The 22,078-nt window shown below is 73.0% G+C and carries 18 protein-coding genes and 1 pseudogene; 9 read left to right on the top strand and 10 right to left on the bottom strand.

Translation table 11 applies throughout. The annotated features are described in order from the left end of the window. The 6 genes from AC07DS_RS39020 to AC07DS_RS38995 are packed head-to-tail and all read left to right on the top strand — an operon-like array spanning position 1 to position 6,726. Positions 1-1,359: an O-antigen ligase family protein gene (locus AC07DS_RS39020; RefSeq protein ID WP_479153313.1), complete on the top strand. Its 1,359-nt coding sequence runs from the start codon at positions 1-3 to the stop codon at positions 1,357-1,359. Further along, a complete protein-coding gene (gene murJ, locus AC07DS_RS39015) occupies positions 1,356-3,065 on the top strand; it encodes a murein biosynthesis integral membrane protein MurJ (protein WP_479153312.1) in 1,710 nt (569 codons plus the stop codon). Before AC07DS_RS39020 ends, murJ begins: the two co-directional genes overlap by 4 nt. After that, positions 3,049-3,810 (top strand): polysaccharide deacetylase family protein, encoded by a 762-nt coding sequence (locus AC07DS_RS39010; RefSeq protein ID WP_479153310.1) that lies wholly within the window; start codon positions 3,049-3,051, stop codon positions 3,808-3,810. Before murJ ends, AC07DS_RS39010 begins: the two co-directional genes overlap by 17 nt. After that, complete coding sequence (locus tag AC07DS_RS39005) at positions 3,807-4,964, top strand: glycosyltransferase (RefSeq protein ID WP_479153308.1); 1,158 nt, start codon at positions 3,807-3,809, stop codon at positions 4,962-4,964. The genes AC07DS_RS39010 and AC07DS_RS39005 overlap by 4 nt, the downstream gene beginning before the upstream one ends. Beyond that, positions 4,961-5,617, top strand: a complete 657-nt coding sequence (locus AC07DS_RS39000) for a YveK family protein (protein WP_479153306.1) — start codon at positions 4,961-4,963, stop codon at positions 5,615-5,617. The genes AC07DS_RS39005 and AC07DS_RS39000 overlap by 4 nt, the downstream gene beginning before the upstream one ends. Further along, on the top strand, positions 5,614-6,726 hold the full coding sequence (locus AC07DS_RS38995; RefSeq protein WP_479153305.1) for a GNAT family N-acetyltransferase: 1,113 nt from the start codon (positions 5,614-5,616) through the stop codon (positions 6,724-6,726). Before AC07DS_RS39000 ends, AC07DS_RS38995 begins: the two co-directional genes overlap by 4 nt. Here the strand turns inward: AC07DS_RS38995 and AC07DS_RS38990 are convergent. Next, positions 6,717-7,733: a glycoside hydrolase family 26 protein gene (locus tag AC07DS_RS38990; protein WP_479153304.1), complete on the bottom strand. Its 1,017-nt coding sequence runs from the start codon at positions 7,731-7,733 to the stop codon at positions 6,717-6,719. The genes AC07DS_RS38995 and AC07DS_RS38990 overlap by 10 nt on opposite strands. A 382-nt stretch (positions 7,734-8,115) precedes the next feature. On the opposite strand from AC07DS_RS38990, the gene AC07DS_RS38985 reads away from it, so the two are divergent. After that, positions 8,116-9,372 carry an FAD-dependent oxidoreductase gene (locus tag AC07DS_RS38985; RefSeq protein ID WP_479153302.1) on the top strand — a complete coding sequence of 419 codons (1,257 nt, stop codon included), beginning with the start codon at positions 8,116-8,118 and terminating at the stop codon, positions 9,370-9,372. A gap of 86 nt (positions 9,373-9,458) precedes the next feature. Here the strand turns inward: AC07DS_RS38985 and AC07DS_RS38980 are convergent, their stop codons facing one another. The 3 genes from AC07DS_RS38980 to AC07DS_RS38970 form a co-directional block, all read right to left on the bottom strand. Further along, positions 9,459-10,457 (bottom strand): chaplin, encoded by a 999-nt coding sequence (locus AC07DS_RS38980; protein ID WP_479153300.1) that lies wholly within the window; start codon positions 10,455-10,457, stop codon positions 9,459-9,461. Between the two features lie 121 nt (positions 10,458-10,578). Further along, a complete protein-coding gene (locus AC07DS_RS38975; protein ID WP_479153299.1) occupies positions 10,579-10,830 on the bottom strand; it encodes a chaplin in 252 nt (83 codons plus the stop codon). Between the two features lie 267 nt (positions 10,831-11,097). Beyond that, entirely contained in the window at positions 11,098-11,508 is a 411-nt protein-coding gene (locus AC07DS_RS38970; protein ID WP_479153298.1) for a rodlin, read from the bottom strand. Between the two features lie 261 nt (positions 11,509-11,769). On the opposite strand from AC07DS_RS38970, the gene AC07DS_RS38965 reads away from it, so the two are divergent. Continuing rightward, positions 11,770-12,180 carry a rodlin gene (locus AC07DS_RS38965; RefSeq protein ID WP_479153296.1) on the top strand — a complete coding sequence of 137 codons (411 nt, stop codon included), beginning with the start codon at positions 11,770-11,772 and terminating at the stop codon, positions 12,178-12,180. A 227-nt stretch (positions 12,181-12,407) separates the two neighbouring features. Next, complete coding sequence (locus AC07DS_RS38960) at positions 12,408-12,818, top strand: rodlin (RefSeq protein ID WP_468808900.1); 411 nt, start codon at positions 12,408-12,410, stop codon at positions 12,816-12,818. Positions 12,819-12,875: 57 nt separating this feature from the next. On the opposite strand, the pseudogene AC07DS_RS38955 reads toward AC07DS_RS38960, so the two are convergent. The 6 genes and pseudogenes from AC07DS_RS38955 to mmsA form a co-directional block, all read right to left on the bottom strand. After that, positions 12,876-13,172: pseudogene (locus AC07DS_RS38955) on the bottom strand (long-chain fatty acid--CoA ligase); the annotation flags it as partial. Positions 13,173-13,369: 197 nt separating this feature from the next. Beyond that, on the bottom strand, positions 13,370-14,902 hold the full coding sequence (locus tag AC07DS_RS38950; RefSeq protein ID WP_479153295.1) for a vWA domain-containing protein: 1,533 nt from the start codon (positions 14,900-14,902) through the stop codon (positions 13,370-13,372). A gap of 157 nt (positions 14,903-15,059) precedes the next feature. Continuing rightward, positions 15,060-15,923 (bottom strand): ABC transporter permease, encoded by an 864-nt coding sequence (locus AC07DS_RS38945; RefSeq protein WP_479153293.1) that lies wholly within the window; start codon positions 15,921-15,923, stop codon positions 15,060-15,062. Continuing rightward, complete coding sequence (locus AC07DS_RS38940; RefSeq protein ID WP_479153291.1) at positions 15,920-18,610, bottom strand: CocE/NonD family hydrolase; 2,691 nt, start codon at positions 18,608-18,610, stop codon at positions 15,920-15,922. Before AC07DS_RS38940 ends, AC07DS_RS38945 begins: the two co-directional genes overlap by 4 nt. Positions 18,611-18,782: 172 nt before the next feature. Continuing rightward, complete coding sequence (locus AC07DS_RS38935; protein WP_479153290.1) at positions 18,783-20,189, bottom strand: APC family permease; 1,407 nt, start codon at positions 20,187-20,189, stop codon at positions 18,783-18,785. 378 nt (positions 20,190-20,567) lie between these two features. Continuing rightward, positions 20,568-22,070: a CoA-acylating methylmalonate-semialdehyde dehydrogenase gene (gene mmsA / locus AC07DS_RS38930; RefSeq protein WP_479153288.1), complete on the bottom strand. Its 1,503-nt coding sequence runs from the start codon at positions 22,068-22,070 to the stop codon at positions 20,568-20,570. Positions 22,071-22,078: the final 8 nt, after the last annotated feature.

The raw sequence follows: 22,078 nt of genomic DNA, 5'->3' as shown, positions 1-22,078 counted from the left end.
ATGAGCCTCGCCCTGCCGCTCGGCCGCCTGCGCGATCCGTCCCCGGCGCTGCCGGTGGTCGCCGTGGTCGCCCTGCTCGCGCTGCCGCTCTCCCCCGGCGGCGAGAGCGGCGCGGGCCCGGCCGACGCGTTGTCCGCCCTGGTCGTCGCCCATTGCGTCGTACGGCTCCTGCGCGAGCGGCGGCGCCCGCTGTCCCGTACGGCCGCCGTGGTGCTCGGTCTGCCGGTGCCCGGCCTCGCGCTCGCCGCGATGGGCGCGGTGTCGCCGGGCGCCGGGATCGCCGGCCTCGGCCGTTACCTCCAGATCTTCGTCCTCGTGCCCGCCGCCGTCCTGCTGCTGATCCGCGACCGGCGTGACTTCCGGCTGCTGACCTGGTCGTTCGTGGGGCTCGCACTGTGGCAGGGGGCGATCGGCGTCGAGCAGTACGCCACCGGGACCGGCGCCTCCTACCAGGGCGAGGACATCCGCGCGGTCGGCACGTTCGGGGCGCAGGACGTGATGGGCATGGCGACCGTGGTGTCCTTCGGGCTGGTGTGCGCGGTCGCACTGGCGCTCGGCCGGACCCGGGGGCGCGAGCGGGGGATCGCGGCCGGCTGCGCCGTCGCCCTCCTGGTTCCCCTGGCGCTGTCCTTCAGCCGGGGCGCCTGGATCGCCACCGCCGTGACCCTCACCGTCCAGCTGGTGCTGGCCGGGGCGCGCCGGGCGCTGCGGGTCGGCGCGGCCGTCGTGGCGGCGGGTGTGGTCCTGGTGGGCGGTCTCGGGGTGGGCACGGCGATGCTGCAGGAGCGGATCGACAGCATCACGCAGGTCACCGACGCGCCCGACCAGTCGGTCACCGACCGGTACACCATGTGGGCGGCGGCCGGCGACATGTGGCGGCAGCACCCGCTGACCGGCGTCGGGTTGAAGGGCTTCCCCGAGTACCGCGACGGGCACGCCTCGCTCGCGCTGTCCTCGGGCAGCGACACGGAGGGCGCGGGCGCCGCCTACCGCAGGCAGCCGCTCCTGTCCCCGCACAACATGTACCTGCTGGTGCTCGGCGAGCAGGGCCTGACCGGGCTGCTCGGCCTGGCGGGCGGCTGGCTGGCCCTGCTGGTGTGCGCGCTGCGGGGCCTGGGGCGGGCCCGTCGTGCGAGCCGGGGCGGGGAGTGCGCGCTCACCGCCTGCGGGCTGCTGGTCTGGCAGCTGGCCGACTTCGCCTACGCCGACATCGGCGGCCCGTCGACCGTACTGACCGCGGTGTGCTTCGGGCTCGTGGCGTGGTGGGCGCTGGTGGGCGCGGAGGCCACCGGCTCCGACGAGCGCGACGCGCTCACGGGTGCCCGGGGCGCCGTCGTCGGGGAGGCCGCGCTCCGATGACGGTGACGCCCTCCCCGGGGCCCGGACCACGGACCGGTACGGTGCCGGGTCCGGACGGCGGCGACGGCGCGGTGGTGCTGCCGCCGGCCCGGTCCGCCGCGCGCGCCGCCCCGGCTGCGGGGACCGGTCCCGAACACGCCCCGCCCACCCGGAGGTTCCTGGCCAGGGCCACCCTCGTCACGGCCTCCCTCTCGGTCGCGGGGGCGCTGCTCGGGCTGGTCCGGGACCAGTCGCTGGCGCGGCTGTTCGGGGCCGGACGTGACACCGACGCCTTCCTCGTCGCCTGGACCGTGCCGGAGTTCGCGGCCACGCTGCTCATCGAGGACGGGCTGGCGTTCGCGCTGATCCCTGCGTTCAGCTTGGCCCTGGCCCGGCGCGCCCGGGGTGCCCCGGGCGACCCGGTCCGTTCGCTGGTGGCCGGCACCCTGCCCCGGCTGGCGCTGGCCTTCGCGGCGGTGGGCGCGCTGCTCGCCGCGGCCGCTCCGCAGCTGGTCGAGGTCCTCGCGCCCGGCCTGCGCGACCCCGCGCTCGCCGTGGACTGCACCCGGCTCACCGCGACCTGTGTGCTCAGCTTCGGGCTCGCCGGGTACTGCAGCGCGGCCCTGCGGGCCCACCGCCGCTTCCTGGTCCCGGCGGCGATCTACGTCGTCTACAACATCGGCATCGTCGGCACCGTGTTCACCCTCGGCGGCCGTTGGGGCGTGCGCTCGGCCGCGCTCGGGGTCGCGGTCGGCGGCTGCCTGATGGTGGTCTGCCAAGTACCGTTCCTGGTGCGGCAGTTGCGCAACCGCGGTACGGCCGGCTCCGTCACCGGGGACGTCGCGGACGCACAGCCCCTGGACATCGCGCTGATGGCCAGCGTGCTGCTGTTCGCGCTGTGCCGGCAGTCCCAGGTGCTCATCGAGCGGTTCCTCGCCTCGAACCTGCCCGCCGGGGCCATCTCGCACCTGAACTACGCGCAGAAGGTCGCGCAGATCCCGATGACGCTGTCGATGATGCTGTGCACGGTCACCTTCCCGCTGGTGGCACGGGCGCTCGCCGACGGCGACACCGAGCGGGCCCGGACCCGGGTGGAGCGGGATCTGGCGGTGGCCTGCTGTCTGGTGCTGCTCGGCACCGCGGCCGTCGTCGCCTGTGCCCCGCAGCTCGTCCGGCTCCTGTTCCAGCGGGGCGCGTTCACCGCCGCGGACACCGCGGCGACCGCGGGCGTGATGCGGGTGTACGCGCTCGGGCTGCTCGGCCAGACGCTGACCGGGGTGCTGGTCCGCTCCTACTTCTCGGCGGGCCGCGCCACCTGGTACCCGCTCGCCGCCATGACCGCCGGCATCGCCGTGACTTCCTGCCTCGGGGCGTGGACGGTCGGCTCCTGGGGCGTCACCGGGATCGCCGCGGCCAACGCCGCCGGCATCACGCTCACCGCCGCACTGCTGCTGTCCGGCATGGGCCCGCGCAGCGTGCCGATCCGTGTCCGGCGTGTGCTGCGTGAGTCGGGCCGGCCGCTGCCCGCCGCCGCGGCGGCCGCGCCGGCCGGGGCGCTGGTCGCGAGCCGGCTCACCGACCCGTTCGCCGGACTGCTCGCCGGGGGCGCCACCGTCACGGTGGTGTTCGTCCTGCTCGGCCGGGCCCTGGGCGCCCAGGGATGCGCGCCCGCACTCCAGTTCCTCCGCACCCTCGCCCGAAGGCTCGCCCATGCCGTCCTCCGTTGAGTCCCCGCTCCGCGCCGGTGCCACCGGACCCGGTTCCGTCCCCTGGATCGCCATGTACCACTCGGTCGGCGACTGCTCCTACGACCCGTACCGCGTCACGGTCACGCCCGGCCGGCTCGACCGGCAGCTGCGCTGGCTGCGCGGCCGGGGCCTGCGGGGCGTGTCGGTGGCCGAGCTGCTCGCCGCCCGCGCCCGGGGCGAGGGACGCGGCCTGGTGGGACTCACCTTCGACGACGGGTATGCCGACTTCCTCGACAACGCCCTGCCCCTGCTGGCCCGTTGGGAGTGCACGGCCACCCTGTTCGTGCTGGCCGGCCGGCTCGGCGGCGACAACGCGTGGGACCCGCTGGGCCCGCGCAAGCCGCTGCTCACCGCCGCCGGTGTCCGGCACGCCGCCCTGGCGGGTGTGGAGATCGGCTCGCACGGACTCACCCACGTCGACCTCACCCGCGCCGGCGACACCTCCCTCGGCGCCGAGACCGCCGAGAGCCGCGCGCTGCTGGAGAAGCTGACCGGCACCCCGGTCACCGGTTTCTGCTACCCGTACGGCACGGTCGACCGACGGACCGTCGACGCCGTACGGAAGGCCGGTTACGGCTACGCCTGCGCCATCGACCCGGGTGTGCTGAGCGGCCCGTACACCCTGCCGCGGGTGCACGTCGGGCAGAACGACACCGCCGTGCGCCTGTTCCTGAAACGCCGGCTCCACCGGCTGCGCCGCCGTCCCGTCGAGGGGCTGCGATGAGGGCGCTGCACATCATCACCGGGCTCGGGGTCGGCGGCGCCGAACAGCAACTGCGGCTGCTGCTGCGGCAGCTGCCCGTGGAGTGCGATGTGGTGACGCTGACCAACCCGGGGCCGGTCGCCGCGGGGCTGGCCGCCGACGGTGTACGGGTGGTGCACCTCGGCATGGGCGGCAACCGTGACCTCGGCGCGCTGCCGCGCCTGGCCCGGATCATCCGGGACGGCCGCTACGACCTGGTGCACACCCACCTCTACCGGGCCTGCCTGTACGGCCGGATCGCCGCCCGGCTCGCCGGGGTCCGCGCGGTCGTCGCCACCGAACACTCCCTCGGCGACTCGCAGATGGAGGGCCGGCCGCTCACCGCGGGCGTGCGCGCACTGTATCTGGCCGGTGAGCGGCTGGGCCGGTCCACGGTCGCCGTCTCCCCCACGGTCGCCGAGCGGCTCACCCGCTGGGGCGTGCCCGGGCCGCGCATCGAGGTGGTGCCCAACGGCATCGACCTGGAGCGGTTCCGCTTCGACCCCGTACGACGCGTGCGCACCCGCGCCCGGCTCGGGCTGCCCGAGGACGCGTTCGTCATCGGCGGCATCGGCCGGCTGCACCCAGGCAAACGCTTCGACGTCCTGATCCGGGCCCTCGCCGAACTCCCCGGCGACAGCCGGCTGCTGCTGGTCGGCGGGGGCGGCGAGGAGGGCGCCCTGCACCGGACCGCCGTCGAGGCCCGGGTCGCCGACCGGGTGCTGTTCGCCGGCGAGCGGCCGTACGCCTGTGCCGACTCCCTCGGCCCGGACCTGCCCGCGCTGGCCTCGGCGATGGACGTGCTCGCCTCGCCGTCCCCGGAGGAGGCCTTCGGACTGGCCGTCGTCGAGGCGCTGGCGGCCGGGCTGCCGGTGCGCTACGCCTCCTGCCCGGCGCTCAAGGACCTGCCGCCCGAGGCCGCCCCGGATGCCCTGCGGGTCCAGGGCGGCGCGGCCGCCTACGCCCGCGCGCTCGCCCGGGTCCGCGCGGCCGGCCCCGGCCCGCGCACCGCCCCGGAGGCGGCCCGCCACTACTGCATCAGCCGCAGCGCCGACCGGCTCATGGACGTCTACGCGGCAGCGCTCGCCCCCACCGTTCCCCAGCCCCGATCCTCCGAGGGAGTCACCTCGCCATGACCGAGAACCTCACCCGGTACCCCCGCCCGGACCGCCTCACCCGCGCCCGCAGGCTGCCGCCCTGGTCGCTGGTGGCGGCCGGCGTCCTCGCGGGCGGGCTGCTGGGCGGCGCGTACGGCGTGCTGAAGACACCGACGTACACGGCCACCAGCTACGTCGTCGCCGTACCCACCGAGCACTCCGACTCCGCCTCCGCGCTCGGCTTCGCCCAGGCCTACGGCCGGGTCGCCACCCAGCTCGCGGTGCTCGGCGACGCGCAGGCGGCGGCCGGGGTGCCCGTGGAGACCCTGCGCGACAGCGTGCGCACCGCCACCTCGCCGGACGCCCCGATGGTCGCCGTGTCCGCCACCTCCGACCGCCCGGCCCGGGCCGCCGACATGGCCGACGCGGTCGCCCGGGCCCTCACCCGGCAGGCCGACGCCGCCAAGGCCGAGACGCACGTCGAACTCGTGCAGTTCTCCCGCGCGTTGCCGCCGACCGCGCCGAGCTCGGCGTCGGCCGGGGTGACCGCCGCGGTGGGCGCGAGCGCGGGCGGGCTGCTCGGCGGGCTGGTGCTGCTGGTGCGGCCCGGGCGCCGGCCAGAGCAGGAGCCCCTGCGCCCGGCCTCGGTGCCCGGACCCGCGATCGCCGCCGACGCGCGCGGCCGGCTGTGACGGCGACGTACACGGCGTCCCCGGCCCACACCGCCGGCCTCGTCACCGACGGGGACGCCTTCGCCGAGCTGGCCCCGGACTGGGGGCGGCTGTACGGGCGCTGCGCCACCGCGACCCCGTTCCAGAGCCACGCCTGGCTGCACTCGTGGTGGCGGTCCTACGGCAGCCAGGGGCGGCTCAGACTGCTGCTGGTGCGCTCCGGCGGCGAACTGGTCGCCGCCGCGCCGCTGATGCTGGTCCGCCGCCCGCTGCCCGCGCTGGTGCCGCTCGGCGGGGCGATCTCCGACTACGGGGACGTGCTGCTGGACGACACCGTCCGCGGGCACGCGGCCGACACCCTCACCGAGGCCCTGTCGGAGGCGGCGCGCACGGCGCTGATCGACTTCCGCGAGGTGCGGCCGGGCGGCGCGGTGGAGCGCGTCTACGACCGCTGGCGCGGGCCGTGCCGCACGGTCGGCGACTCGGTGTGCCTGGAGCTGCCCGCCGTGCCCATGGACGAGCTGGTCGCCCGGCTGTCGTCGGACAAGGCCCAGCGGGTGCGCGCCAAGCTGCGCAGGCTCAGGGCGCTGGGCGTGGAGCGGCGGGTGGTCGCTCCCGAGGACGTGGCCACGGCGCTGCACCGGCTGCTGGAGCTGCACCGGCTGCAGTGGCAGGGGCGGAAGGTGACGACGGAGCATCTGCGGCCGCGCTTCCGGGAGCACCTGGTGCGCGCGGTGGGGCCGATGGTCCGCTCCGGCGACGCCGTCGTGACCGAGTTCCGGATCGGCGCCGACGTGGTGGCGGTCGACCTGACGCTGCTGTCCCGGAGCCTGGCCGGCGGCTATCTGTACGGCGCCCATCCGGGCCTCAGGGAACGCAAGGCGGACGTGGCCGTGATGCTGCTGGACGCGTGCGCGGAGGGCGCCGCACACAGCGGCGGCACGCTGAGCCTGCTGCGCGGCGAAGAACCGTACAAACACCACTGGCGTCCCGAACGGGTCGTCAACCAGCGGCTCCTGCTGGCCCGGCGGCGCACCGCCCCGCTGCTGTCGGCCGCGCTGTGCGACGCGGCCGCCCGGCGACGGGGCAAGGAGGTGCTGCACCGGTGGAGGGAACGCGGTCAGGGATAGCGGGCGCCCGGTCCCGTCCGGGCCCGGTCCCGCGGTCCGGTGCGGCCGTACAGGGCGGAGCGGTAGACCGCGGACGACCCTGGGTTGTCCGAGCACTGCCACACGCCGTGCGGGCAGTAGTCGGTCAGCGTGTTGTACAGCGGCCGGTGGTCGTCGATCCAGCCGAGCATGCGCCGCATGTACTCGGCGTTGTCGCCGTTGCGGAAGAGCCCCCACTCCGGATACGAGATGGGCTTGCGGTGGGATTTCGCGAAATCCACCTGCCGCTGCAGACCATAGGGCTCCTTCACCTGTTCGTCGAACGGCATTCCGGCCGGCTGGTCGTAGGAGTCCATTCCGATGATGTCGACCTTGTCGTCCCCGGGATAGCACTCGGTCCACGGAACGGCGTCCCGGCCGCGGCTCGGCGCGAAGTCGAAGCGGAACTTCTGGCCCGGCACCGCCCGCATCGCCTTGACGATTCTCTTCCAGTACGCCTTCCATGCCTCCGGGTCCGGTCCGCAGCGGTGGGTGTAGGTGATGCCGTTCATCTCCCAGCCGAGCACGACGACCGTGTCCGGGACCCGCAGCTTCACCAGCCGCTCGGCCAGCGTGCGGAAGTGCCGGTCGAACTGCCCGTCCGCGCCCTGCCGCAGCAGCGACCGCACCTGGTCGTCGGACAGGTGCTCCTCGTTGCGCTCCTGCATGGGCACGTTGAGGACGAGGGTCCGGTCCGCCTTCTCGCGCCGCCACTGCGCCCACGCGTCCAGGAAGCCGGGCGGGCCTTCGATGTCCTCCCAGCGGCCGCCGGGCAGATAGGTGTGCGCGACCTTCAGCTCGGTGCCGCCCAGCCAGTCGCTCAGCTCCGCCATGCGGGTCACCCCGGCCGGACCGGAGTCGAGGAAGGCACCGAAGGGCGGGGGCGCCGGCGCGGGCGCGGCAGCGGCCCCGAGAGCGGCCGACGCGGTGACGACCGCCGCGAGCACGGTCAGCCGCCGGAACCGGGTGCTCGGCCGCTGTGGAGTCATGCCTTCCCCTGCCTCTCTTTTCGCGCAGATTTCCTGATATTGACACCCAGTCATACCGATACGACTTCCGCCAGCGCGGCTACGGCTTCCAGGTGGCCCGGACCCCCGCGCGGGCGAACGAACCGAAAGGAAAGAGCCCGCGCCCTGCACCTGCACCTGGACCTGGACCTGGACCTGACCTACCGTCCGCTGCCGGACGGGAGGCCCTTGCCCGGCCGCGAGTTCGTGGTGGAGAACTGCGCACCGCTGCACGCGGGCCGCGCCCGGCACCAGGGGAGCGGGAGCCGGCCTGGCACGCGCCGGCCGCCCGGGACCGCACCGACGACCCCACCGACGGCTTCCCCGACGGCTTCCCCGACGACATGAAAGCGAGCAGTTGCTGATGTACGACCTGCTGGTGGTGGGATCGGGCCCGTACGGTCTGTCGATCGCCTCGCACGCCGCGGCGGCCGGGCTGAACGTGCGGGTCTTCGGGCGGCCCATGGCGTCCTGGCGTGACCACATGCCCCGTGGGATGTACCTGAAGTCGGAGCCATGGGCGTCCAACCTCTCCGATCCCGAAGGCCGTTGGCGTCTCGACGTGTTCTGCGCGTTTCGCGGCATGACGGCCCGTCACGCCGAGCCGATCCCGCTGGACGTGTTCGCCGAGTACGGGATGTGGTTCGCGCGCAACGCCGTGCCCGAGCTCGACGAGCGGACCGTGGCCCGCGTGGCTCCGCTCAACGGCGGCTTCGAGGTGGTCACCGAGGACGGCGAGAGGCTGGCCGCGCGGACCGTCGCGCCGGCCGTCGGCGTGCTGCCGTTCACCGAGATCCCGGCGGCGCTGCGCGGCCTCCCGCCGGAGCTGGTCTCCCACAGCAGCCACCACGCCGGCCTCGACCGCTTCCGCGACGGGGACGTCACCGTGATCGGCGGCGGGCAGGCGGCCCTGGAGACGGCCGCGCTGCTGGCCGAACAGGGCACCCGGGTAAGGGTGCTGGCCCGAGCGGACCGGCTGCGCTGGAACGACGTGCCGCCGCCCTGGGAACGCCCCTGGTGGCGTACCGCCCGCGCCCCGCACAGCGGCCTCGGCCCCGGCTGGCGGAACTGGTTCTACGCCGAGCGGCCGGCCCTGTACCGGCGGCTCCCGGAGCGGACCCGGACCCGGATCGCGGACCGCGCGCTCGGCCCGGCCGGGGCCTGGTGGGTGCGGGAGCGGGTGGAGAGCCGGGTGGAGGTCCTGCTCGGCCAGGAAGTGGCGGCGGCGCGTGAAGTGCCGGGCGGGCTGCGCCTGGAGACGGTGGCCCGGCAGGGCGGGACGCGGTCGCTGGAGACCGGGCACGTCATCGCGGCGACCGGGTTCCGGGCCTGCCGCGACCGGCTGCGGCTGCTCTCCCCCGAGCTGCGCGCGCTGCTGGCGACGTCGGCCGACGGCGCCCCGGAGGTGGGGACGGACTTCGAGTCGTCGTACCCCGGCCTGTTCCTGGCCGGTCTGGTCACGGCGTCGGGCTTCGGCCCGGCGATGCGCTTCGTGCACGGCGCGACCTTCACGGCGGGCACGCTGGTGCGCGGGGTACGGCGCCGGCTGCGCGCGGGGCCGGCGGGCTGGCGGATCCCGGCCGCACGGCGTGGCGAGGTGCCGGAGAGCGTGCGGCACTGAAGGATGCGGTACGGCGCCACTGCGGAGGGCGCCTGCGTGTGGCAGGGACGCGGGGTGCCGGGCACTGGGGTCCGGCACCCTGCGCGCTACCGCCCGGAGGCCGTCCGGCTGCGTCGGTACAGAACCGTCCCGGCCGCGATCAGCGCGGCACTGGCGGCCGAAGTCGCCAGCATGGCCCGTGCGTCACCACCGGTGTGCGCCAGGCTGGGCGGCTGCCCCGGGTGGTGGTCGCCACCGCCGTAGGACGGGGGCGTGTGGTCGCCGCCGCCGTAGGGCGGAGGTGTGTGATCGCCACCGCCGTAGGGCGGGGGCGTGTGATTGCCGCCGCCGTAGGGCGGGGGCGTGTGATTGCCGCCGCCGTAGGGCGGGGGCGTGTGATTGCCGCCGCCGTAGGGCGGCGGGGTCGAGTGATCGCTACCGCCGTACGGAGGCGGGGTCGAGTGATCGCTACCGCCGTACGGGGGCGGAGTCGAGTGCTCACCGCCGTACGGAGGCGGAGTCGAGTGCTCACCGCCACCGTACGGAGGCGAAGTCGGAGTCGGAGTCGGAGTCGGGTGACCGCCACCGCCGTAGGGAGGCGGAGTCGAGTGCTCACCGCCGCTGTACGGAGGCGGAGACTTGTGGCCCCCGTTGCCGTGCGGAGACGGAGTCCTGTGGTCCTCGCCGGTGTGGCGCGGTGGAGTCCTGTGGTCCTCGTCGGCATGGCGAGGCGGAGTGGCGTGGCTGTCACCACCCTGCGTGGACGGGGTCGTGCGGCTGCCGCCGTCCTGCGTGGACGGAGTCGAGTGCTCACCGCCGTTACGCGAGGACTGGGCCCCGGTGCTGTCGTCGCTCGTCGAACCGTTGGTGTTGGCACAGGAGTTGCCGAACGCCGGGTTCAGCGCGGCGGCCGCGTCCACGGAGTTGCCGCAGACATTGATCGGGACGTCCACCGGGGCCTGGACAGTGTTGCCGGACAGCACGCCGGGCGAGCCCTGGGCGGCGCCCTGCGCGCCCGAGTCGGCGAGCGCATAACTGCCGCACAAGGACAGCATGCCGGTCGCGGCTGCTGCCACGACCACGCCCTTGCTGAGGGTCTGTCGCAATCTCGTTGTCTTCCTGCTCGAAGAAGTGGGAAGGCCGGCCTCGGGACGAAGAGATCGAAGGATCGACGGTCCGAGGCCGGCCAGGACACAGCCGGTGGGCTGATGTGTTGAGTTACGTGCGTCAGTCGTTGGCGCAGGGGTTGCCGAACGCCGGGTTCAGCAGGCCGATGACGTCGACCGTGTCCCCACAGGCGTTGACCGGCACGTGGACCGGGACCTCGATCACGTTCCCGGAGAGGACACCGGGGTTGTTGGACGCGGCACCGGTGGCACCGGCGTCGGCGAACGCGGGAACCGCCCCGGCCAGGGCCAGGATGGCGCCGGCAACGACGGCAGCGCTCTTCTTCATGGACTTTCCCTTCTCTGCGGTCATGCCCCTATGACGGCCGAAGACCGAGCGAGCACAGCTGGAACGGCTCGCACCATGACCGGCAGGTTGTAAAACGAGGGATAGACAGCAGAAGAAACTGCGGAACGCGAGTCGCCCTGGAATTCACTCGAACGCCCCCAGAGAATTGACACGTTGGCGCATGCATGGAGAAACGCTTCTTCGAAAAAGGCCGCGAAAGACGGCGAAAGCCGCCCGGGCAGCGGCGGGAAATCCCGCACGCAACCCGAGCGGCCTTCGGGCCGGACCGGATCAGCCGTTGTTGATGCCGTTGCCCGCCAGGACGGAGACGTCGTCCACGACGTGCGACAGCGGCTCGTCGTCCTTGGCCTGCGACGAGTTCTCCGCGCACTGCTGGTTCTGCGGCGCGGACAGCACCGGGATGTCCTGCGCCCCGACGTTGACGGCAGCGAGGATGGACTGGGCGTTGACCTTGGCCGGCAGGCCGACGCACAGCTTGTTGAGCGAGCTCTGGACCAGCGTGGCCTGCGGGCTCATGCTGCCGCCCGTGGTGGAGTTGCCGAACGCCTCCTGGGCGTCGTTGCCGCTCAGGGCCGTGGTGCCCGTGTCGTTGCCGATGGCAAGCGCCTGGGGGGCCACCGCCGCCGACATGCCGACCACGGACGCGGCGACCGCGGCCGCGGCCATTGCCTTCTTCAGCATTTCGCTTTCCTTTCCTCACTGCTCGCCAAGACGCACGTTCCTGCCCCGCATCAACCCCGCCCGAACCGATTGGTTGCGGGGCATCACCCGATCGGATCGTTCAGCTGCGTGGATTCGGTGGAATTCCCCCACAGTTCGCCCCTTGCGCATGCGCCACCGCCCCCGTGTAGGCCATCAGAGTGAAGGACAGCAACCCATCGACTGATGGGCAGTTGACCAGGACGCTCCGATGGACGGGGTTTCTCCAGAAGGGAATTGCAAGTGATCAAGAAGGTTCTGGCCTCCGCCGCGGTCGCCGCCTCCGTCGTCGGCTTCTCCGCCACCGCCGCGTCGCCGGCCCTCGCCACCGGCAACGACACGGGCACTACTGCCCTGAGCGGCAACGACGCCGTTCAGTCGTTCGGCAACTCCAGCACGAGCGGGGACCTGAGCCCCCAGCTGGCGCTCATCCAGGGCTCGTTCAACAAGCCCTGCATCGGACTGCCGGCCAAGGTCAACGCCCAGTCCATCCTGGCGCTGGTCAACGTCGGCGTCCAGGACATCCCGGTCCTGTCCGCGCCGCAGAACCAGCAGTGTGTCGAGAACTCCACCCAGGCCAAGGGTGACGAGCCGCTCTCGCACATCCTGGACGACATCTCCGCGCTGTCCGCCAACGGCACCAGCAACCACTGATCCGGAGATCGCTCCGGCCCTGCACGGGCCCTCCCCGACGGGCCGCCGACTTCTCGGCGGTCCGTCGGCCTGTTCCGGCCCACCCGGACGCACCAAAGGCAGGGCGTCTGTCACCTCATCGGACTGCGCTGCTCCAATCGAGGCAAAGCCCGCAACTCCGGCGCGTCCCGGGCCGTTGACGATCACGCAGCTCCTCCCCGGAGTCCGCCTTTCGAAAGGGAACGAACATGAAGAAGCTGTGGGCAACCGCGGCCGTCGCCGCCTCCGTCGCCGGCCTCGCGGGTGCGGCCGCCCCGCAGGCCCTTGCCACCGGCAACGACCACGGCACCACGGCCCTGAGCGGCAACGAAGCTCAGTCCTCGTTCGGCAACTCCGGCACCCTCGGCGACCAGAGCCCCCAGCTGTCGCTGGTCCAGAGCTCGGTGAACAAGCCCTGCGTCGGCCTGCCCGCGAAGGTCAACGTCCAGTCGGTGGCCGCGCTCATCGCGAACGTCGGCGTCCAGGACATCCCGGTCCTGTCGGCGCCGCAGAACCAGCAGTGTGCGGAGAACTCGACCCAGGCCAAGGGTGACGAGCCGGCCTCGCACATCCTGGACGACATCTCGGCGCTGTCGGCGAACGGCAACTCCAACAGCTGAGCAAACTCCCCGAACGGCGGGTCACCGGTTCCTCCGGTGGCCCGCCGTTCGCGTGCGCTACCTCCGGTACAGCTCCTCGATCCGCTCGGCGTAGACCGCCGTCACGGCGTGCCGCTTCACCTTCAGGGACGGGGTCAGCAGCCCGTTGTCCTCGGTGAACTCCCCCTCCACGAGCGCGAAGGCACGGATCGACTCGGCGCGAGAAACGGCCTCGTTGGCGTAGTCGACCGCCTTCTGCACCTCGGCCCGCAGCCGCTCGTCACGGACCAGCCCGGTCAGCGGGGTGTCCGGGGGCAGCCTGCGCACCGCCAGCCAGTGGGCGACCGCCTCGGCGTCGAGGGTGATCAGGGCCGCCGCCCGTACCTCGCGCACGGCGCCCGTCGCGTACCTGATGATCTCGACCGAGCCGCGGGCCGTCAGGTCGGTGCGCCGCCGTGCCCGCTTCGGATCCCTGCGTACGCCCATGAAGGCTCCCGGTGGTGGCTCGAGCGTGCCTGCCGGGACGTCAACTTACTCCGAAGTAAGGAGTGGCCAATGGGACATGCGGGGTCTCAGTCCCCGGTGTCCGTGTCGTGTGCCTCCCGGATCGCGTCGGCGAGGTCCTGGACGTCCTGGTCCTCGGTGACGTCGGCCAGCGTGGCCGCCCGGGCGGCGAGGCGGGTGAGGCCGGGGGCGGCGGGGAGGGCGGGGCCGTGGTCGGTGCCGCCGGCGCGCAGCGCGTCGGCGAAGTAGGCGGCGACCGCGGTGACCTGGAAGCGGGGGCTCGCCTCCCAGACGGAGTCCTTGAGGGCGCCGGTCTCCAGGGCGCCCGTCTCCTCGTGCGGGGCCCGGGTGGTGGGGTCGAGCCAGCGGACGGTGGCGGTGGCGAGGTGGCCGTCGGCACCCGGGGTGGTGCGCACCGCGTACAGGGCGGTCACGGTGTGGCCGGGGCCGACCTCGCCGCCGTCCACGCGGTCGTCGCGGAAGTCGTCGTCGGCGACCTTGCGGTCGTCGTAGCCGACGAGGCGGAACTCGGCGACGGTGTGCGGGTCGAAGGCGACCTGGGCCTTGGCGTCGCGGGCGGTCAGCTCTATGTTCTGCGGGAGTTGCTCGCAGAAGACCTTGCGGGCCTGGTCGGTGTCGGAGACATAGGCGGTGTGGCCGTCGCCCTTGTCGGCGAGGCGTTCCATGAGGGCGTCGCCGTAGTTGCTGCCGACGCCGACGCCGAAGAGGGTGATGCCGTGCTCGCGGCGGGCGGAGTCGATGCGGCGCAGGATCGCGTCGGGGCTGGTCTCGCCCTCGTTGGCGAGGGCGTCGGAGACGAGGACGACCCGGTTGGTGGCGCCTTTGCGCAGGCCCGCGACGGCGGTGGCGTAGCCGGTCTCGACGCCCGCGCCGAGGTTGGTGGAGGACTGGGCCCGGAGGCCGTCGACGGCGTCGTGGACCTCGCCGCGGTGGCCGCCGAGCCGGGTCATCGGCAGGACGGTCTCGGCGTGTTCGCTGAAGGTGACGACGGCCACCGAGTCGTCGTCGCGCAGCCGGTCGGTCATGGTGCCCAGGGACTGCCGGGCGAGGTCGAGGCGCCCGGGTTCGTCCATGGAGCCGGAGACGTCGACGACGAAGGTGAGCGCGGCCGGCGGGCGCTCGCCCGCCGGTTCGGCGGCCCGGGTGGCGAGGCCGACACGGACCAGGGACCAGTCCGGCCTGGCGGTGCGGGCGCCGTCGACGGTGACGGAGAAGCCGTTGCCGTCGGGGCGGCGGTAGTCCTGGCGAAAGCTGTTGACGAACTCCTCGGGGCGGATCGTCGACGGGTCGGGGGTGCGGCCGTCGGCGAGGGTGCGGCGGGCGTAGGTGTAGGAGGCGGTGTCGACGTCGAGGGCGAAGGTGGAGAGGTGGTCGTCGGAGGGGGCCGTCTCGAAGCCCTGGCCGTCGCCCCGGTCGTTCCTGCCGGGGGCGGGGGCGGGCAGGCCGTGTTTGTCGGCGTTGCTGGTGTGGCTCTCGGAGCCGCCCGCCGAGCAGGCCGTCAGCAGCAGGCTGCCCGCCGCCGTGAGGGCGAGCAGCGTGCCGCGTATCCGCCGTGATCGCTGTGTCCGGTTCCGCTCCATCTCGCGTTCCCCCTGCGTCGGTTGACGTCGGCTTGTGCGACCTCTGCCGACTGTGACGGCGCGGGGTGCCGGAACGTGCGCCCCAGGGTGTTGCGGATGCGTCTCGAACCGGCCACGGCGGGGGCCCGTCGAGACCGGCGGGTGATCCGCCGGTGACCTAGGACACCACGTCCTTGCGGGCGAAACCCCGGAAGGCCAGGGCGAACAGCACCAGGGCGTACGTTATGGAAATCGCGGTGCCCTGGATCATGCCGGACCACTCGGGGTGCGGTTGTACGGCGTCGGCCCAGGCGAACTGCCAGTGCGCGGGCAGGAAGTCGCGCCAGTGGCCGAGGGCGGTGACCGCGTCCAGGACGTTGCCGACGATGGTCAGGCCGACCGCGCCACCGACCGCGCCGAGCGGGGCGTCCGTCCTGGTCGACAGCCAGAACGCCAGTCCCGCGGTGACCAGTTGGGACACGAAGATGTACGCCACGACCACCGCCAGCCGCTGCGCCGCCGTACCGGAGTCCAGCGCGCCGCCGGTGGGGATCTGCAGCGGGCCCCAGCCGTAGGCGGCCGTGCCGACCGCGAGGGCCACGACCGGCAGCAGCACCATCGCGGCGAGGCTCAGTCCGAGCCCCACGACGAGCTTGGACCACAGCAGCCGGGCCCGGGGCACGGGTGCGGCCAGCAGATAGCGCAGCGAGGACCAGCCTGCCTCGGAGGCCACCGTGTCACCGCAGAACAGGGCGACCGGGATCACCAGCAGGAAGCCCGCCGAGACGAACAGGTTGACCGCGGCGAAGTTGGCGCCGGACGCGGTGGCCGTGTCCATCAGGGTGACCTGGCCGTTGCGCCCTGCCGGGTCGCCGCCGATCGCGAAGGCGATGAGCAGCACGAACGGCAGGACGGCCAGGATCGCGCCCATGACCAGCGTGCGGCGCCGCTTGAGCTGGCGGACCAGCTCGACGCGCAGGGGCAGGGTGCGGCCCGCGCGGTAGCCGGAGGCCGTCTCGGTGCGCTCGGCGAGCGTGCTCATGCGGAACCTCCGATCAGGGTGAGGAAGGCGTCTTCCAGGCGCCGGTGGGGGCCGACCGAGGCGACGGGCACCTCCAGGCGCACCAGCTCCACGACCAGCCGCTCGGCCGTGCCGCCGGGTTCGAGGCGGACCAGCAGCCCGTCCTCGGTGCGCACGGCGGAGGCGACGCCGGGCAGCGCGGCCACCTTCTCCACGACCGGCTCGTCGACGGGTGTGCCCGTGCCGACCAGCAGGGTGTCGCCGGAGCCCACGATCTCGCCCACCGGGCCCGCCTGGACGAGCCGGCCGCGGTCCATCACCACCAGGTGGGTGCAGGACTGCTCGACCTCGGCGAGGAGATGGCTGGAGACGATCACCGTGCGGCCGGCGGCCGCGTAGCGGATCATCACCTCGCGCATCTCGCGGATCTGCGGCGGGTCGAGTCCGTTGGTGGGCTCGTCCAGGATGAGCAGGTCGGGCAGGCCGAGCATGGCCTGGGCGATGGCGAGGCGCTGGCGCATGCCCTGGGAGTAGGTGCGCACCGCGCGGGCCAGGGCGTCGCCGAGGCCGGCGATCTCCAGGGCCTCGTCCAGGTGCGCGTCCTCGGGCGGGCGGCCGGTGGCCCGCCAGTACAGCTCCAGGTTCTCCCGGCCGGACAGGTGCGGCAGGAAGCCCGCGCCCTCCACGAAGGCGCCGACCCGTGACAGCACCGGCGCGCCGGGCCGGATGGCGTGGCCGAAGACACGGATCTCACCGCCGTCCGGTTTGATCAGGCCCATGAGCATCCGCAGGGTGGTCGTCTTGCCTGCGCCGTTGGGCCCGAGCAGGCCGAGGACCTGGCCCTTGTCCACACGGAAGGACAGCTCGCGCACGGCGGTGGGGGTCCCCCCTGCTCGAGCGAAGCCGAGAGCTTGGGGGAGGTCGGTGGACCTGGCGTAGCGCTTGCTCAGGCCGGTTATCTGCAGCGGGACTTCGGCGAGTGCCGGGTCGGGCGCGGGGGCGGTCGTACGGCGACGGCCGGTGAACAGCAGGGCGAGCGCGCCCGCGGCTCCGGCCAGGGGCAGCCACCACACCCAGGCGGGCAGGGGAGCCGCCGCGGTGGTGACGGCGGGGGCCGTCGGCACGCTCAGGCCTCCCCGGAGGGAGACGGTGTACGTGGCCGGGGCGGCCGGTGAGGCGTAGCCGAGGTCGGTGGAGGCGAGGACCAGGCGCAGCCGGTGGCCCTTCTGGACCTCGTGGTCGATCGCCGGGAGGGTGATCGTGACGTCCTTGCCGGTGCGGGCGCCGGTGACCCGGAGGGGGGCGACGAGCTGGGCGGGCAGCACCTGCCGGGTGCCGTCGGGGCCGACGTCGTAGACCTTGCCGAACAGGACGGCGTCCTCGCGGGTGGAGGTGACGTGGGCCGTCACGGTCGGCGCGCCGGTGATCCTGAGGTCGGTGGTCACGGGTGCCGAGTCGAACTTCGCGTACTGGCCGGGGAAGTCGAGGGAGACGCCGACGCCGAGCGCGGAGAGCTGGGCGAGGCCGCCGGTGCCGCCGAGGCCGGGCAGGGCGGAGACGCCGGGCGGGCTGGCGCCGGCCGGGTTCGCGAAGCGCTGCTCCCGGCCGGTCAGGGCGATGGTCCGTCGGTGGTCGTGCAGGCCGGGATAGGTCGTGGCGCTCGCGCCGCGCAGCCGGGCGGCGCCGTCGGTGGAGTCGACGCCTCCCGTGCGGGTGATCCGGAACGCCGGGCCGGTGCCGGCGGACCTGACGCCCTTGAGGTAGTGGTCGAACCAGGCCCGGACCCGCCCCTGCACCCGGCCGCTCTCCAGGTCGCCGCCGTCGTGTCCGCCGGCGATCCAGTCGACGTCGACCGGCGCGCCGTTGGCCCTGATGGCCTGCGCGGCGGCGTCGGACTGGGCGAGGGTGAACAGGGAGTCGGTCTGGCCCTGCACCAGCAGGGTGGGCACCTTGATGCGGTCGGCGACCGCGGACGGCGAGCGCTGCTCCAGCAGTTCGCGGGCGGCCGCGTCCGGGGTGCCGGACTCGGCGACCCGGTCGTACATCCGGCACAGCTCCGGCTCGAACCTGGCGCAGCCGCCACCGGTGTTGAAGAAGATGCCGGCCCACAGCTTCTTGAACACGCCGTTCGGGAACAGGGCGTCGGCCAGGTTCCAGTAGGTGATGGCCGGGGCGATGGCGTCGACGCGGTGGTCGTGTCCGGCGGCAAGCAGGGAGATCGCGCCGCCGTAGGAGCCGCCCGCCACGCCCACGCGCGGGTCGCCCGGCTTGTCGAGGCGGACCTGGGGCTGCTTCGCCAGCCAGTCGATGAGCCGGGAGACGTCGGTGACCTCGTGCTTCGGGTCGTTCAGCCCGATCTTCCCGGTGGAGTGGCCGAAGCCGCGCGCGGACCAGGTCAGTACCGCGTACCCGTCGCGGGCGAGGTCCTCGGCCTGCTGCCGTACGTCGTCCTTGCTGCCGCCGAAGCCGTGGCCGAGCAGGACGGCGGGGCGGCGGCCGGCGGCGGCGTCCGTGAAGTACGAGGTGTCGATGCGCGTCCCGTCGGCCATGGTCATGACCCGGTCGCTCCGGTGGACCGGGGGCGCGTCGTCGGAGGCGACGGCCGTCCACGTACCGGCGCCGGCGAGCACCACGACGGCGGCCGCGGCGCCCATGAGCCGCCGCGGCCCCTTCAGCAGCCCGCGCAGCACGGGCCTTCGAAGATCCATGCCTCAACGGTACGGTCCGCCTCCGACAACGGATGCGGCCGCCGGGCTGAATCCGGGGCCCTCCTTGGGGAGTACGGGTCCGCCGCGGCGTACTTCAGGCGTGGTACGACGACGTCCTCGCCGCCCGGCACGGTGCGGGCGGCGAGGACGCGGGAAGGTGTGGGCGGGTTCGTTACGCCTGCTCGTCCTCCGGGATCGACACCAGCCAGCGGGTCTCCCGGCGCGGCCGGAGGTAGAAGACCCAGTAGAGGGTGGCGACCGCGGTGATGCCTCCGGTCCACAGCAGGTAGCTCGCCTCCTGCTGGGTCAGGATGTAGCCGAGGACCGCGATCAGCAGGACCGGCATCGCGGGCCACAGCGGCATCCGCCAGGCCGGCGTGTGCTTGTGGGAGCCGCGGCGGGAGAGCAGGGCGGCGACCGCGACCAGCAGGTACATGCCGGTCACCGAGACGCCCGTGACGCCGTACAGGGTGTCCAGGTTGACGAAGCAGAGCAGCGCGCCGGGGACACCGACCGCGAGCGTGGCGACCCAGGGGGAGCCGAAGCGGCCGAGCTTGGAGAAGACGTTGTTGACCGGCTCGGGCCAGGCCTTGTCGCGGGCGGAGGCGAACAGGACGCGGGAGTTCTGGATGACCATGACGATGCCCGCGTTGATGATCGCGAGGGCCACACAGAGGCTGACGAAGGTGCCGACCGCGGAGTTGGACCAGGCGGTGACCATGGAGCTGATGTCGCCGCCGGTCAGTTCCTTGAGGTCGGAGGCGCCCATGGTGATCGCGGCGACCGGGACCAGGATGATCACGGTGGAGATCGCGAGGGTGGCGAGCACGGTGCGGGCGACGTTGCGGCGCGGGTGCTCCAGCTCCTCGGAGAGGTAGACGGCGGTCGAGAAGCCCTGGGTGACGAAGAGGGCGATGGCGAGCCCGGAGACCACCAGCATGGCCGTCACGGTGTCCGTGTGGCCGTGCTCGCCGGCCACCTGCATGGAGACCAGGCTGCCGGCCCCGCGGTGGCTGTGGGTGAAGCCCAGGAGGGCGACGACACCGGCGGCGATGACCTCGAGGACCAGGAAGATGCCGGTGATCCAGGCGTTGGCGCGCAGGTCGAGCAGGCCCGCGAGGGTGGCGAGCAGCATCACGCCGGCGCCGGTCATCGAGGGATCGAGGTGCACGATCGGGGCGAGGTAGTCCGCCGTGCCCATCGCGATCACCGGCGGGACGATCATCACGACCAGCAGGGACAGGACGAAGACGAGCCAGCCCGCGAGCCGCCCGGCCATCGTCGACACCATCGCGTACTCGCCGCCCGCGCTGGGGATGAGGGTGCCCAGCTCGGAGTAGCAGAACGCCACGGCGATACAGAGGAGGGAGCCGATGGCGATCGTCAGGGCGGTGGCGGTGCCGAGGGAGCCGAAGAGGTCGGGGACGACCACGAAGAGCGTGGAGGCGGGCGTGACGCACGAGAGCGTCAGCAGGGTGCCGCCGACGACGCCGATGGAACGCTTGAGCTTCTGAGGGCTGTCAGGGGCCCCGGAAGCGTCTATGACGGCTGTCTCGACAGGGCGGAGCGTGTCGGTCATGCGGGCGGTTCCGATCGACTCGTGCGACTGAGGGTGGGGTCGGGAGCGCTATCGCCTCCGGCGGCTCGTCCTACGTTCATTTCGTCCGCTCCCGGCGTTGCATAGAGAACCCCGACGAAAACCGCTGCGTCAATGGCTGTTTACCTTCGGAATCCGCACCTCTGACGAGACTTACGCGGCATCACTTTCGCAGGCAGCAACGCCCAACAAGGGCATCCATTAAGCTCTAGCGGAGACTGACCTTGCTTTCCAAGGTCATCTGCCGTTTACCCCTTCGCCATCCGTTTGGTCCTCCAAAACGATAATCGCAGCCGAGGCGTCAAAAAAATGTCAGGCCGTCCGGTATCCGGACGGCCTGACAAGGGGCTGGTACAGCCCTCAGTGGTTGCGCGGGAAGCCGAGGTCGACGCCGGCGGGGGCCTCGGACGGGTCGGGCCAGCGGGTGGTGACGACCTTGCCACGGGTGTAGAAGTGCGTGCCGTCGTTACCGTAGATGTGGTGGTCGCCGAAGAGCGAGTCCTTCCAGCCACCGAAGGAGTGGTAGCCGACGGGGACCGGGATCGGGACGTTCACGCCGACCATGCCGGCCTCGATCTCCAGCTGGAAGCGACGGGCGGCGCCGCCGTCGCGGGTGAAGATCGCGGTGCCGTTGCCGAACGGCGAGGCGTTGATGAGGGCCACGCCGTCCTCGTACGTGTCCACGCGCAGCACGCACAGCACCGGGCCGAAGATCTCGTCCTGGTAGGCCTTGGCGGACGTGGGCACCTTGTCGAGCAGGGAGATGCCGATCCAGTGGCCGTCCTCGTAGCCCTCGACCGTGTAGCCGGTGCCGTCGAGCACGACCTCGGCGCCCTCGGCCGCCGCGCCCTCGACGTAGGACGCCACCTTGTCGCGGTGGACCTTGGTGATGAGCGGGCCCATCTCGGACGCCGGGTCGTTGCCGGGGCCGATCTTGATCTTCTCGGCGCGCTCGCGGATCTTCTCCACCAGCTCGTCGCCGATGGAGCCGACCGCGACGACGGCGGAGATGGCCATGCAGCGCTCGCCCGCCGAGCCGTAGGCGGCGGACACGGCGGCGTCGGCGGCCGCGTCCAGGTCGGCGTCCGGCAGGACCAGCATGTGGTTCTTGGCGCCGCCCAGCGCCTGCACGCGCTTGCCGTTGGCGGAGGCCGTGGTGTGGATGTAGCGGGCGATCGGGGTCGAGCCGACGAAGGAGACGGCCTTGACGTCCGGGTGCTCCAGCAGGCGGTCGACGGCCACCTTGTCGCCGTGGACGACGTTGAAGACGCCGTCGGGCAGACCGGCCTCGGACAGCAGCTCGGCGATCTTGAGGGAGGCCGACGGGTCCTTCTCGGACGGCTTCAGGACGAAGGTGTTGCCGGTCGCGATGGCGATCGGGAACATCCACATCGGGACCATCGCCGGGAAGTTGAACGGCGTGATGCCGGCGACGACACCCAGCGGCTGGCGGATCGAGGCCACGTCGACCCGGCTCGCGACCTGCGTGGACAGCTCGCCCTTGAGCTGCACGTTGATGCCGCAGGCCAGGTCGACGATCTCCAGACCGCGCGCGACCTCGCCGAGGGCGTCGGAGTGCACCTTGCCGTGCTCGGCGGTGATCAGCTCCGCGATGGCGTCCCGGTTGGCGTCCAGCAGCGCCCGGAACTTGAAGAGGATGGACGTGCGCTGGGCCAGCGAGGACTGGCCCCAGGTCGCGAAGGCGTCCTTGGCCGCCGCGACGGCCGCGTCCACCTCGTCGACCGACGCGAACGCGACCTTGGTGGTGACCGCGCCGGTCGCCGGGTCCGTGACCGGCCCGTACGTACCCGACGCGCCTTCGACGGTCTTGCCGCCGATCCAGTGGTTGACGATCTTCGTCATGCCCAGAA

The sequence above is a fragment of the Streptomyces sp. NPDC044064 genome (genome assembly GCF_056434245.1).
Note: the sequence above shows the minus strand (reverse complement) of the source record. Positions and strands in the feature narration are given on the sequence as shown.

Coding starts and splice junctions, on each gene's coding strand:
- AC07DS_RS39020 (WP_479153313.1), top strand. CDS start 1: ATGAGCCTCGCCCTGCCGCTCGGCCGCCTGCGCGATCCGTCCCCGGCG.
- murJ (WP_479153312.1), top strand. CDS start 1,356: ATGACGGTGACGCCCTCCCCGGGGCCCGGACCACGGACCGGTACGGTG.
- AC07DS_RS39010 (WP_479153310.1), top strand. CDS start 3,049: ATGCCGTCCTCCGTTGAGTCCCCGCTCCGCGCCGGTGCCACCGGACCC.
- AC07DS_RS39005 (WP_479153308.1), top strand. CDS start 3,807: ATGAGGGCGCTGCACATCATCACCGGGCTCGGGGTCGGCGGCGCCGAA.
- AC07DS_RS39000 (WP_479153306.1), top strand. CDS start 4,961: ATGACCGAGAACCTCACCCGGTACCCCCGCCCGGACCGCCTCACCCGC.
- AC07DS_RS38990 (WP_479153304.1), bottom strand. CDS start 7,733: ATGACTCCACAGCGGCCGAGCACCCGGTTCCGGCGGCTGACCGTGCTC.
- AC07DS_RS38985 (WP_479153302.1), top strand. CDS start 8,116: ATGTACGACCTGCTGGTGGTGGGATCGGGCCCGTACGGTCTGTCGATC.
- AC07DS_RS38975 (WP_479153299.1), bottom strand. CDS start 10,830: ATGACCGCAGAGAAGGGAAAGTCCATGAAGAAGAGCGCTGCCGTCGTT.
- AC07DS_RS38970 (WP_479153298.1), bottom strand. CDS start 11,508: ATGCTGAAGAAGGCAATGGCCGCGGCCGCGGTCGCCGCGTCCGTGGTC.
- AC07DS_RS38960 (WP_468808900.1), top strand. CDS start 12,408: ATGAAGAAGCTGTGGGCAACCGCGGCCGTCGCCGCCTCCGTCGCCGGC.
- AC07DS_RS38950 (WP_479153295.1), bottom strand. CDS start 14,902: ATGGAGCGGAACCGGACACAGCGATCACGGCGGATACGCGGCACGCTG.
- AC07DS_RS38945 (WP_479153293.1), bottom strand. CDS start 15,923: ATGAGCACGCTCGCCGAGCGCACCGAGACGGCCTCCGGCTACCGCGCG.
- AC07DS_RS38940 (WP_479153291.1), bottom strand. CDS start 18,610: ATGGATCTTCGAAGGCCCGTGCTGCGCGGGCTGCTGAAGGGGCCGCGG.
- AC07DS_RS38935 (WP_479153290.1), bottom strand. CDS start 20,189: ATGACCGACACGCTCCGCCCTGTCGAGACAGCCGTCATAGACGCTTCC.
- mmsA (WP_479153288.1), bottom strand. CDS start 22,070: ATGACGAAGATCGTCAACCACTGGATCGGCGGCAAGACCGTCGAAGGC.